The organism is Virgibacillus kekensis (genome assembly GCF_042654125.1).
GTDB lineage: Bacteria > Bacillota > Bacilli > Bacillales > Amphibacillaceae > Lentibacillus > Lentibacillus kekensis.
Genome location: NZ_JBHSFU010000004.1, coordinates 567,096 through 581,778, shown reverse-complemented (window position 1 = coordinate 581,778; position 14,683 = coordinate 567,096). Strand labels below are relative to the sequence as shown.

Here is a 14,683-nt window from a genome sequence, read left to right as displayed (position 1 = left end):
AGATTAATAATGTATAAAACTTGTTTGTGCGCATTTTCTATTGTGCTTTCAATGCTTCTGGTTTTTTCCCTATTTCCACCTTCCCTATTTAACAGTGCTTCAGCTGCTGAAACTAATGAAGCGTGGAAACAATTACAAGTCGAAAATGGAGATTTTGAAGCCGCAACAAATTCAGAAAGTGATTTGCCTTCCTGGGATTATTGGAGCGGAGGCCATAAAGAAGGCATGAGCATAACGAATGATTTCGCTTTTGAAGGTGATCAAAGTCTTAGGGTTGATAATAGTGGTGTAGTTGGTCTTTTTAGTCAAGCAATTAAAGTAGAAGCGGGTAATACGTATCGGATGTCAGCTCAGATATACGTGGAAGAACTGTTGGAAGGAAACCCGGGTATATGGTTACGATGGCTCAATGATGAAGGTGAAATTATTCAAAATAACGCCAAATACTTTGAAGATCTTTCACTTGAAGAATGGCAAAATGTAACCGCCGAAGCTGTTGCCCCACCAAAGGCGACTGAAGTTAAAATTTTCATTTACCAAACATCTAATACGAAAACGAAAGGTTATTATGATGACATCCAATTATTAGAAAAGTCATCGGTGGATGCATTAGATCTGGGGAATCCTAGCTTTGAAGAAAATTCTGGTGATGGAACGATACCAGATTGGGACATGTACCCAGCCTCACCCCGGGATGGAACATCGATTTCTCTTAGTGAAGAACAGGTCTATGATGGGCATCAAAGTGTAAAGATAACAGATGAGACATCCGGAGCATCGGTTGGCTTATACAGTCAGGCCGTAGAGATAGATTCAAATAGAGTCTATACACTATCGGGGAAAGCTTATATCAATTCAGGAAGTATTAGTCTCTACATGAAGTATTATGATGGCGCTGGAAAAGAAGTAGGCAGTTATCGAGCGGGTTATGAGAAACCAGCGAATGAATGGATAGATATCACTACTGAAGCAAAAGCTCCTGCAGATGCAGTGTCAGCTAAAATTTTCTTATATGCTGGTGTGGCAGGAACAAGTTCAGTTTATTATGATGACTTTAAATTAACTGTTAAAAAACAACTGAACCTGCCTTTTGAATATGGTGATCCTATTAACATGGGTCCTGCTGCTTTGGCGGCAAAGACACAAGGTGCAGCAATCGGTGACAAAGAAGTTTACTATGCTACGAACGGTTCCCCAGCAACGTTCTATGCTGCTGATGCCAAAACTGGAGAAAAGATTTTTTCTCAGGCATTGCCGGGTAGCGATGTAGTATGGGGAATGACAGTTGGATCCGACGGTAATGTTTATTTTTCTGGGACCTATGATGGTATATTATATCGGTACCTGGTTGATGAACAAAGAATTGAGCAAATAGGGAAAAACCCATCCGATGATTGGGTCTGGGAATTAGAGTCTGCTGAAGATGGTAAAATCTATGGGGCAACCTATCCGAATGCTAAAGTGTTCCAGTACGATATAGAAACAGATGAATTCACAGACCTGGGAACCTTCCATGAGGGACAAAAATATGCAAGAGGGCTGGGTGTGACTGAGAAAAATGTTTATGTAGGAATCGGCACGACAGCATATTTATATCAAATGAACCGTGAAACAGGGGAAAAGAAAGAGGTTGAATTACCTATTACCGGCACACAAACGTCAGTTTCGAACATTTGGGAGTATGGCGGAAAGCTGTTTGTTGCCTATGGAACATCTCTTCTAACTATAGATGCTTCAACTGGTGAATTATTAAACGAAATGAACTGGGAAGATGAACATACGTACGACGGCTTGATTTCATCTCCTTCTCCTTATGACGAAAGTATTGTATATTTTAGAGACAAACGTACAAGCGAGTTATGGACGTATGATTTAGATACTGATGAAGCAAAGCCCGTGGAACCGCGCATAAAGTTGCCTGCTTCATCGTCGAAAGCAATGGAATGGACTACGAACGAAGATGGAACAAAAGTTCTTTCGATTCTGCACCATCAAATCGAATACTCAGTTTATAATCCACAGACAAATAAAGTTGAAATAAGCTATCCAGAAGTCGAAAAGCAAGGGCTAAACATTCAAAGTTTAGAAATAGGCCAAGATGACAACGTATATATGGGGGGATACCAAGGATCAATGGGAGTGTTCGATACCTCTAAGGAAGAATATATCGTACGTGAACGAGATCCACATCAAATTGAAGGAATTGGTTTCCTCAATGGAGATGTATATATGGGGACTTACGGGGGTGCCCGCATCTACAAATACGATACGGACCTTCCATATCAATATTCCGACGGTGGTGAGGGCGATAACCCTGAAATGGTATACGATATCGGGGACGAACAGAGCAGACCTTTCACCTTTGCATCAGGTGATAACAAACTATTTGTTGGAACGATTTCAGACTACGGGAAGCTTGGCGGTTCTTTAACCATATATGACTCCAAAACCGATGAATGGAACAGTATGCGTAACATCATCCAGAATCAAAGTATTATTGGACTGGCATATCAAGAAGGAATTGTATATGGTGGTTCCACTATTACAGGTGGATTAGGAATCGATCCAACAGCGACGGAAGCAAAAATGTTTGCCTATGATACAAATAACAAGGAAAGTAAAGTATTTGAATTAAATGTAGATGGACTAGAAACCCCTGAAATGATTGGAGAACTATCCATTGGTCCCGATAAAAACCTATGGGGAACCGCCTGGGGCTATGATAAGGAAGGGATTGCTAATACAGTAATCTTTGCAATGGATCCAGCTACAAAGGAAATTATCAAAAGTACGGAGCTATATTCAGGTGTCCACAGAGGAAGTTCATGGCGCCCATTCTTCATGCGATGGGATGACCAAGGATTACTCTATACGACAGCAGGACGTAAGCTAACCGTAATAGATCCGGAAACCATGATGACTAAACAAATAATTGGAGATACAGTTAACTTAATGGATCTGGACAGTGAAGGGAACATCTACTACGCCAATGGAGAGAATTTATATAAAATGCCTGTTCCATTAGAGGATGCATCCATTACAACAGAAGATCAAACACTTCTCCAAGGTGAAACAACTAACCTGGATCTATCAGTCACACTTGCAAACGGAAATACCGTTAACCTAGATGGTGCAGACGTTGAATGGATAAACAGTTCTCCACAAGTTGCGACTGTTGATGATGGTAAAATTACAGCTATAAATGCAGGAAGTACTGAGATAGAGACAAAAGTCTCCTATAATGGTGAGGAAATTACTTCGAATAAAATTACCATAAACGTCATAGTCAGTCCATCATCATTAGCTGCTCAAGTAAAAGAACTTGAAACAACACAGCAGATTGAACATTCATTGTCTCAACAGCTTGTGAATCGACTTGAGCAAGCGAAGCATCATTATAAGAAAGGCAATACAGATCAGGCTATTAAGCATTTAAATGATTACCTGAAGCACCTTGAGAATAGTGATACTGAAGAAGACTTAAAAACTATTCTTGAAAATAATGCAGAGTCTATTAAAGATTCTTTTTTAAAAGACTAGCTAGGAAGATTTCTGATAAGAGAGTAAGCAATTTTATATTGCTTGCTCTTTTATTATGCAACTACCGCCAATTAGTTATACGCAATCGTTATCGCCTTAGCATCATTGCAAAAGTGGATTCTAGCAGAGAGTATTGATAATGTAAAAATCTATTAACTTAATGAAGACACGAAAGAATGGGAACTGATTGACGACGTCTATGTAGAGGGTGTTGTAACTGATGAAGAAACGCACTTCAGTATCTACACAAACCTTACCAACCGAGAAAGAACAAAGATGAAAAATACGAGAAAGAAATTGTTGAACAGGCCAGCACTTCTGGTGATGACCTGGGCAATAAAGTATGGTTATTGTCGGTGGCGGAGTGATTGGACTTGAGATCGCATGTATCTTCAACAGTTTGGATACCAAAGTCGAGGTCGTCGAAATGGCTGACCGTATTTTGGCCAATGAAGATCCTGATGCATCGGAATATCTTTCACGTGAGCTTGGCAAAAAGGGAATCACGTTCCATACCAGCGCCAAGATAACTGAATTTGCTGCTTCTGAAAATGGCCGTACACTTGTGACAATGGAAAAAAACGGCGAAAATGAAACACTGGAAACGGACAGCGTTCTTGTCGCTGTTGGAAGGACCCCTAATCTGACTGGCATCGAGGACCTACCTGTTGATTTCGACGGTCGCTTTGTCAAAGTCGATGGCAATATGCGTACTTCACTCGAAGGCGTGTACGCTGTGGGTGATTTGATCGGTGGGTTTCAGCTGGCACATGCAGCGAGTGATGAAGGACTTAAAGCTGTCGACCACATTTTGGGTAAAACAGTTAATAAAGAAGCAATTATCCCACGTGGTGTTTACACGTTCCCTGAGATTGCCAGTGTCGGAATCACCGAGGAACAGGCAAAACAACAGGGGTATCGCGTGAAAACAAAGAAAGTGGATATCGCGGCAAATGGTAAAGCAATCGCGGCTGGCGAAACAAGTGGTTTTATGAAAATCATCGCCGAAGAAAAATACGGTGAAATACTTGGTGTCGTTATGGTTGGTTCTCATGTAACGGAAATGATCAGCCAAGCGACAGCCTTCATGCACCTGGAAGGAACCGTTGAAGAAATTGAAAGCATGGTATTCCCACATCCAACTGTATCAGAATCATTATTTGAGGCAGGAAGTGCTTGGATGGAAAAAGGAATACATTTTAATTAATAAGGTTGGCCATCATGTTGACGTGATGGCCAATTGGAGGAAACTATGAACAAAAAGCTTATTTTCTTTGATATTGACGGGACATTGCTTGATGACGAAAAAAAGCTTCCTGACTCTACGAGGGAGGCAGTTGCCAGGCTTAAAGAAGAGGGACACATAGTCGCGATTGCAACCGGGCGTTCTCCTTTCACCTTTCGAACTCTCATGGAGGAGCTGGGCATTGATACTTATGTCAGCCTGAACGGACAATACGTAGTCCACCAGGGTAAGGCAGTTTATCAGAATCCACTGTTAACGGAAGTGCTCGAACAGCTTGAAGCGTATGCTGCCGAACGAGGCCATCCCCTTGTGTATGTAAACCAGGACGACTGGTATGCGAATGTCACGAACGATGACCGGATGAAAGTGGCGATTGAGTCACTGCGGGTTGATGTACCTGTATAATACGCCCCTGAGTTTTACAAAGATGGCGGCACGGTCTACCAAGTTCTGCTCTTTTCCCCAGATGATGACCGGGAATATGGCGAGCGGTTCAAACAGCTAGATTTTATTCGCTGGCATGAAAACTCCGTCGATGTTCTTCCATCTGGAGGGTCCAAAGCTGCAGGGATTGAGAGAATGGTTGCTTATTTAGGCCTATCCAATAATGATGTTTATGCTTTCGGCGATGGGTTGAATGATATTAAAATGCTTCGTGCAGTAAAGAATAGTGTGGCCATGGGAAACGCGCCTGATATAGTTAAACACGCGGCCAAAATGGTGACCAAAGACGTTCACGACGATGGGTTGTTGTACGGGCTGAAGATGATTGGATTGGTGAAATAAAAGAGACTTGTTGGGTCTCTTTTTTTTTATGGTGATTGTGGTAGTAGCCAAAAAGTTCCTATTGAAACTTGGTATTTAAATGTAGAACATCTACCGTGTCTCTTATTAGGTTATCAAAACTAATAATTTACATAGAGGGATTAAACTTTTATCTGGCCTATTTTCATGCACACCCGTAGCACTAATTTAGTAAGAAAAAATATCCACTATATATCTAGGTAAAAAGACTTAAAAACAGCAAAATATGGATATAAAATAGTCCGAAAGGTTAACTTTTTCATAGAATTACCGATGAATAATTAAGTGCAATATTTTGAAAAAGGCATCTATGGGTCATTTTACATACATAAACCAACTAATATTTATTCGGGCAAAATCGTCGAAAGGCGATGACGCAAAGCTACGGGTCTAATACCTTTTGGTAATGACCGCCGGGTTGCTAGAAAGATTAGCGGGGCTTTGCATGCATGCAAGGTCTTTTTGGTTTTCTCATCAAAATATATTGCAAATCAAATAGACGATAGAAACGGGGGAACAAGATGAAAGAAGCATTAATGAAAATATTAAACATTATTTTAGTCCTGACACTTTTGTTTAGTTCAGTATTAATCCCTGTGGAAAGTTCAGCACAGGCTCTGAGAGCATCCATGCAAAAGAGCTTTATGGATCCGCAGTCCATATTGGATTTGCTGCCAACGAATCAGGCAGCATCACCTGGGGCTCCTAAGCCAGCGGAAAGTATAATGCCTACAATGCCGAAACCGTTGGAGAAAAAACCTATGCCCAAAGGTCCAGTCAGTAATGAAGCAGGCACCCAAAAGCCTGAGCCATTACAAAACCGTCCGGACAATGTCAATATTGCCACGGGAGAATTAGCGATGGACTTAACGGATCTAAATATACCTGGTATTGGGTTTAACTTTAAGCTGAAGCGAACCTATTCAAGTGATAATAATAAGATAGGTGCTTTTGGCCGTGGATGGACGTTTAACTTTAATTCTCAATTAAGAATATATGAGAACTATAATATGTCCGAGACTCGCAGTGATGGTAACATCCTAAACTATCAATTTGTGAAAAAAGATCCGGATGCTTACGTGACCAGTTATGATGACGATAAGTTGATCAACTATGAGCTGGATGCAGGGGAATTTAAAGAAGCTAAAAATGGTGATCAATTAAAGCGTATTAGTAAGGAAGAGTATGTCGTAACGGGAACGCACGGGACGAAAATAACATATAAAGGATACTTCGCTCCGTGGCGAGCTGAAGAAAATCCAGGTGATTATGACTTTAGTATCGGCAAAATGATCACCCGAAAAGATCAGTACGGTAATACAATGCGATATCAGTATGATAAAAAAGGGCGACTCGATAAGGTAATTGATACGGTTGGTAGAACAATTGATTTCTCATGGAATGGAGATGTTATCTCTAAGGTCACTGATTCCACAGGGGAAAGTATAGATTACGGTTATGATAGCCAAGACCGATTAACCACCGTTACTTTCCATGATGGTCGTACGACTGAGTATCAATACTCGGGTAACAGAATCACGGGTATATTGAATGGGGCAAATGAAAAGGTTGGTTACCAGTATACTAATGGACGGGTAACCCAAATAACCAATCCAGATGACAGTGTTGCCTACAAATTAAGCTATAAAGAAAATGATTCGGGCGATGTAACTGAAACTAAGTTGATGAATGCAGCAAACGATAGCTGGATTTTTAAGATTACTGATCAAAAAATCGAAACGGAGATAAATCCTTTCGGCCAAAAAACTTCATATAAATATGAGAATGATTTACTGTCCGAAAAGATTTCACCTGAAGGTACACTGTCTTTTACATACAATAATGAAAATAATAAAACATCACAGCTGCTTCCTGATGGGACGAAAACTTCTTATAGCTATCATCCGAAGTGGGATATTCCAGAGTTAATTACAGACAACCGGGGTAATCGAACGTCTTTTTCGGTAAATGATGAGACTGGAAATGTGGATCAAAAAATTGAAAATGGTGTTTTATCCAAATACACCTACGATGAAGAGGGACGGATTCAAACTGTTGAAGATGCCAACAAAAAGAAAATGGTATTTTCATATAAAAACGGGAATCTGTCACAAATTAAAAACGGTGAGAATGAAATAACAGATTATGAGTTTGATAATCTCGGAAGGCTGGAAAAAAAGGTGCTTCCATCAGGGAAAACTATTAATTTTTCTTATGATAAAGAGGGAAGACTTCTTTCTAAAAAGGTCGGGGATCAAACTTTATATCAGTATCGCTATGATAATGCTGGGCGCCTGAAAAAAATCATTGATCCATTAAAGAATGAGGAAATTTATGATTATGATAAAAATGGTAACCTGGATTACTTCAAAGATTCACTTGACAGGGTATTCAAATATGATTACTATCCGACAGGGCAGCTGAAAAAGAGTGTTAGTCCAGCCGGGGCAACATCTTTTACGTATGATAAAATCGGCCGCGTTCATACATTGAAATCTAAAATCGGCACTACCAGCTATACCTATAATAAGTACGGCGTTGACACGGTGGACAGCCCTTATGGATTTTTTGACTACGATTATGACAACCAGGGGCGGATTGAAACCGTAACCGATAGTCTAAATCGGACTACAACGTACCAGTACTACGCTAATGATCGGTTAAAAGCAGTTAAAGACTCCGCGGATCGGGTGCACAAGTATACCTATTACGATAATGGCAGATTAAAAACAGAAACACTTCCTAATGGCCAAACTGTTGAATTTTCCTACAATAATTTAGGAATGCTTAAGTCAAAAACATATGAAGATGGTACAACTGAGAGCTTTACGTACGATGATGCCAAGCGGTTGAAGAGCGAAACAAACCGAGAAAATGCAACCACAAGCTATCATTATGAAAATGGCGAACTAACCAGTATGACCGATGCGCTCAACCAGACCACGACTTTTACTTATTACAGCAACGGTCAATTAAAAAAACGGGTTAGTCCTGATGGGTTTGCTACAACGTATACCTATAATCCGAATGGGTGGTTAACTTCGGTTACAAACGCCGAGAAGGAAACAACTTCCTATCAATATGATGATGCCGGAAGAGTTGTAACCATCATAGGTCCCGAGCAAGGTAAAAGCTCTTACACGTATGACACACAGAACAGGCCCTTAACGTATAAAGATCCGATGGGCTATGAATATGAGTGGGAATATAACGATGCTGAAAATAAGTATACATTTATCCGACCTGATGATTCGAAAATTATTTACCAATACAATAATCTTCACCAGATGACCGCATTGACCAATCCATTGGGCAAAACAACCAAATTTCAATACGACGATGCGGGTAGACAGACAAAGATTATTGAACCAATGAACAAAGTTACTGAATTTAAATATAATGCGATTGACCAGTTAAAGAAAAAGATTCGACCAGATGGAAAGAGCATTGTTTATGAATATGATGAATACGGGCGGTTGGAAAGTAAAAAGAATCCACTAAATCAATTAACAAGCTATGAATACGAAGCAACGACTGGGCACCTTTCTGAAGTTTCATCGATAAAAGGAACCTTTTCGTTCGAGTACGATAAGATGGGACGAAAAACTTCGGTAACTGACCCATTAGGCAACATATCTAAGTGGGATTATGATTTGCTAGGGCGGTTAACAAAAGAGACTGATCCAGCAGGGAATGTAACCGAGTACCAATACAACCCTCGCAACCTGTTAACGGATATAGTTCGACCGAATGGAGGAGTCATTGAACGGAATTATGACGGTGCCGGTCGGGTAACCTCCTTGATAGACCCACGAGATGGTGTGACTGACTATGTCTATGACGAGAATGGAAATATACTATCCGTAACCAACCCGGAAGAAGAAACAACTTTCATGACCTATGATAAAAATGGACAGCTTATTACCTATACAGATGGTGAGAATCATACAACGACTTATTCATATGACAAACTCGGACGATTATCACAGGTAGAGAAACCGCTCGAAGCAGTTATAGATTATGAATATGACAAATCAGGACAGCTCAAATCTGTCAAACAGCCTAACGGAGCTGTTACTACCTATGAATATGACGATCTTGGCCGCCTGGCTAAAGAAAAAAGTCCATTAGATTATGTTACGAAATATGAATATGACTTACTTGGAAATATAACATCTATCAAGGATGCCGCCGAAGAAACCACTACCTACGAGTACGATGCATTGAACCGTGTTTTATCACAAACAGACCGTCGAGGGAATACATCCACTTATGAGTACAACGACCAAGATGGGATTGTAAAATCTATTGATTCATTAGGCAATAAAACGGTACAAGAGTACGATGCTCTTAATCGTATGGTTGCGACTACTAATCCTCTTGGACAAAAAACATCGTTTAAATATGGTCCATTAGGCAATGTAGTGAAAGAAACGGACGACTCTGGAAATAAAGAGATATTCGATTATAATTCTATGGGGCTATTGGATTCCTATGTAGATAAAAACGGATACAAATACAGCTACACATACGATTTATCCGGAAATCAAACTAGTGTGACGAATCCACTGGGACAGACAACTAGTTATCAATACGATTTAGCAAATCGTTTAGTAAAGGAAGTGGGGCCTCGTAATGGCATCACCCAGTATCAGTATAACGATGCTGGTAAAATAACTGAATTGACCGACCCTGAAGGTGGGAAATGGCAGTACAGGTATAATGACTTGGGTTATCAGATTGCAGAGGTAGATCCTCTTGGTAGAACAACTGCATTTACGTACAATAAAATTGGGCTTACTACCTCAGTTACTGATCCTGCTGGAGCGAAAACCCAATTTGAGTATAATCACCTTGGCTGGCTAACTGAGAAACAAGATGCTGAAGGAGCAGTTTATAAATATAACTATAATCCGTTAGGTCAGGTTACTAAAATGACCAATCCTCTTGGGGATAGTTATACGTATAACTATGATGAAGAAGGCAATCTTGTTGAACAAACTGATCCATTAGGAAGGGACATACAGTACAAATATGATAAGCTGGGTCGATTAACAAAAACAAAGGATCAAGCTGGATTTGAGACGTCTTATAATTATGATGCGGCAGGTAACCTAATAGCAGAAATTGACGCAGCCGGTTATAAAACAAAATACAAGTATAATAATTTAAACAGATTAATAAATGTGAAAGCACCAGGAGGTTCCGAGACCAGCTTTGAATATGACCCTGCAGGAAATCAAGTTAAAGAAATAAATGCACTTGGAAATGCAACCCTCTTTAATTATGATAAACTGAATCGTTTATCATCGGTAACTGATCCACTTGGAGGGAATTCAAGTTACCAATATGATTCAGCGGGTAATTTAACAAAGCTCACGGATCCAAATGGAAATTCGAGAACCTGGGAGTATGATCTAAAGGGACAGACTATCAGCGAAATAAATTCTCTTGGTGATCAAACCGAATTCCATTATGATTCTGCTGGCCAATTGACAAAGAAAGTTAATCCAATAGGGGATACGATTAATTATACGTACACTCCGAACGGCCAGATGGAATCTATGAATATGGATAATTCATCCTTCACGTATAACTATGATGCAGTAGGCAGATTAACTGAGATGGCGTCACCGGCCTCAGTTGATCATTTTGCATATGATTCGTTAGGAAGATTGGTAGAACAAACCAATGTAACACTCGATAAACAATTATTCTACAACTATGACAAAGTGGGCAATGTAACATCTCTCAAGAATAGTGAAGATCGTACCATATCCTATACGTATAACAATAGGAATCTGGTTTCAAGTATCACTGACCCCGATGAAAACCAGACTACTTTTGAGTATGATGCACTTGGTCGTGAAACGAAGCGTCTGCTTGCTAATGGAAACACAATTTCCAAAACTTATGACCCGGATGGAAATATATCCCGTATAGAAAATAACCATATGACATCTATTCTGGAGGATTCATCAATAAGTTATAAGTACAACGCTGTGGGGAATAATATCAGCCAAATTACAGATGAAGGCGACAAAACAACATTCCAGTATGATGCGTTAAATCGTTTGGTGGATGCACGTTATCCAAAAGAGAAGCTGGAAAACATACAGGAGAATATTTATACACCTCCACAAATCAAAAAGAATAACCAGAGTGGAGGTAACCAAAAATCTTCAGGATACGCGGAAGATGATGAGTTAAGCAGTTTTGGTTTCATAGATCTTCCAATAGATTCAACTGGTGATTCTAGTACATTGGATACACCGGAGGAATCTAATACAGAACACAGGAGTGAGCAAACCACTTCCAATAGAGATGGTAGCTTCTATCAGGGTGACGAAGATTTTACTTTAGCTGAGAATTCCGGTGAAGATGTTAATCTTGAAAATGACAGTGAGACCAAAGAAGAGAGCATGTCATTTTTCGATAATATAACCGAAACATTTAAGGAAATTGGGGAAACCATCAAGAGATTTATTCAACAAATAGGCGAGTTTTTCCAATCAGTATGGGAAGGTATTGGAAGCATTTTCAGCACATCAGTGGTACATGCTAGGCAAGTTGAACATGGTAACCCACATTCGAAGCATGGAGGCAACACTAGTTCCGAATCAAAAGAAAAGCTTGGTTCAGAAAAGGCAAAGAATAAAGATAATCAACAGGAGCCTGCTGAAAACAATGAAATTCAGGAAAATGAATCAAATAAGAAGGAAAATCAAAAATCTGCTAATAGTAATGGGCATGACATAAATAAGAAAGAAAACAAAAAACCTGAAAACAGCAACGGCAAAGCTAATAAACAAAAGCGTGGAAAAGGTAAAAATGAAAATTTCCACGGTGGTAAACCGAAATCGTGGAAGGAATTTTATTCAGAGGAAACTCATCCTGAACCGGATTATATGATGGACCCTGCTGCCCATGTTCAATATGAATATGATGCAAGTGGAAACCGGATGAAGATGATTGTTGACGGTGAGGTAACAAAATACGAGTATAATGAAGCAAACCAAATGACACGTGCAGGCGATACTTCATTTATCTATGATTCCAATGGAAATATGGTAGAAAGGCAATCCGACGAAGGTGATGTAAAGTACTCCTATACGGCAGATAACCGGTTGGAAGGTGTTTATTTTACTGACGGTAAACAGGTGGATTATCAATACGATGCCCTGCGTCGTAAAGTGGAACGTTCGGTTACCAGCTACGACACGGCATACCTGAAGCAAGTCGCAAAAGGAAATGGTAATGGTCGACGGAATGCACTGCAGCGGGGCAATGGAAACAAATATGGACTCCAGAAGAAGCTGGCAGGCGCACTATCTTCCGAGACGACACGTTATCTGTACGAGGGAATGAGCCGGAATGTCATGAAGGAATATGGAGTGAACGGGCAGCCACTGGCCGAATACTACTCGGCTAACGGACAAGTAACTTCCCGTAAAATGTTTGGTTTCCATGGAAGAAAAGCACCCGGAGTTGATGGGAATATCCGCACCAGAGGCGGTCTGTTATACTATGACTATGACCAGACAGGAAACGTGCTGGGACTTACAGACCGAAAAGGCGAAACAGTCATGCAATATCAGTACGACGCCTTTGGAAATTTGTTTACCGATATGCCGGCACCATATAATGCAACTGGCTATACCGGGAAGACTTATGACCCTGCTTCCGGCCTGATGGACTATAGTGCACGTTGGTACAGCCCATCTAATGGACGATTCATTACGGAAGACACGTATCCGGGAACGTTATCCCAGACCCAGTCACAGAACCGTTATGCATATGTGATGAACAATCCGGTTAATATGGTAGATCCGACAGGACATGTTCCCCAATGGGTGAAAGACAGGGACAGTCACTCCCTGGAGTACGACAAGAACGGGACGAAATATGTGGAATTATGGGGTTATGTTCCAGGCTCCTATACCCGTACAGAGTCTGACACGCGACTCATCGGAACGGAAATGGAACTTAGGTTATACCGGCAGACGTTTGAGCGGACAATCACGGAATCGTGGACCTATGACTATACCAAGTATTTTATAATTGACCAAATACCGAAAATATTGGAAGAAAGCAATCGTTATTTCGAGCAGGAGTCCACAAAGCAATGGTCCAAGGTCATCACCGCAGAAGAAATCATGCATCAGAATGCTGATGTAATCGCATCTTACGGGGCGCCACCGCATGCCAGGGTGGTCAGCACCAGCTCGACGTTGGATGGACAATCGTTCACCAAGGGCTTGATTTACGGAGATAAATGGCGAGCTGATGCATACGAACAAATGAGGGATCAGATTCAGAAGCATACGGCAGCTGCGCCTCTGGTTGTGGAACCGCCAAAGCCTAAGAAAACATCCTTATTTGGAGGCTTTACATCCTGGTTCGGCAACAGTGTTTCCAAGGTCGCCGATAGCGTTGGAAATGCGGTTCGTTCGACTGTGGAGGAGATCAGGACATGGGATGCCGGTGCCATCATCCATGGAACCCTTGATGCGGCGGGTGTCGTTCCGGGATTGGGGATAGTACCAGACCTTATCAATTCCGCGTACTATGCAGTCGAAGGTGATTACAAGAACGCAGGGTTATCCGCTATGGCCTCCATCCCAATAGCTGGGTATGCAGCCAATGGGATAAAATACGGATCGAGAATTGTTGATTTGAGGAGAGTAGCCAGGAAAAATGTGGGTGGTGGCTCTAAGGGTACTAGAGAAGCTAATTTAAAGAAACAAGGGTTTCAAGATCACCATATAATTAGTGACAAAAATAAGTTGACAAAAAATCACGAGTTGCTAGATGCGGCTAGATATGATTTGCAATCTCGAAATAATAAAATATTTTTACCGACCAATGAGTCCTTGCATCCCACAAGAAGTATTCATAAAGGGAGACATACTAATAGCGTTAGTGAAAATTTAGCAAATCAAATGGATGAAGTTCTTGAATACGGTAGAGCAAATGGGTGGACTCAACAACAATATAACGATACTCTTCGTGGTATAATAAGTGGAGAGAGACAGTTGTTAAGAGATGGCAGTAGAGCTTTAAATAAAAATAAACGCCCTTGGGGTAATTAAT

General features: G+C 40.7%; 3 protein-coding genes, 1 pseudogene and 1 riboswitch. All 4 genes and pseudogenes read left to right on the top strand.

Annotation, left to right across the window (positions count from 1 at the left end; all coding sequences use genetic code 11):
* The first annotated feature begins 9 nt into the window (after window positions 1-9).
* The 4 genes and pseudogenes from ACFO3D_RS07050 to ACFO3D_RS07035 all read left to right on the top strand — a co-directional run bounded on the left by ACFO3D_RS07050 (window position 10) and on the right by ACFO3D_RS07035 (window position 14,682).
* Complete coding sequence (locus ACFO3D_RS07050; protein ID WP_390294205.1) at window positions 10-3,540, top strand: FIMAH domain-containing protein; 3,531 nt, start codon at window positions 10-12, stop codon at window positions 3,538-3,540.
* A 343-nt stretch (window positions 3,541-3,883) separates the two neighbouring features.
* A complete protein-coding gene (locus ACFO3D_RS07045; RefSeq protein WP_390294203.1) occupies window positions 3,884-4,747 on the top strand; it encodes an FAD-dependent oxidoreductase in 864 nt (287 codons plus the stop codon).
* A 45-nt stretch (window positions 4,748-4,792) separates the two neighbouring features.
* Window positions 4,793-5,572, top strand: a pseudogene (locus ACFO3D_RS07040) (Cof-type HAD-IIB family hydrolase).
* Between the two features lie 359 nt (window positions 5,573-5,931).
* A riboswitch (cyclic di-GMP riboswitch) is annotated at window positions 5,932-6,016 on the top strand.
* Window positions 6,017-6,111: 95 nt separating this feature from the next.
* Complete coding sequence (locus ACFO3D_RS07035; protein ID WP_390294201.1) at window positions 6,112-14,682, top strand: RHS repeat-associated core domain-containing protein; 8,571 nt, start codon at window positions 6,112-6,114, stop codon at window positions 14,680-14,682.
* Window position 14,683 lies beyond the last annotated feature (1 nt).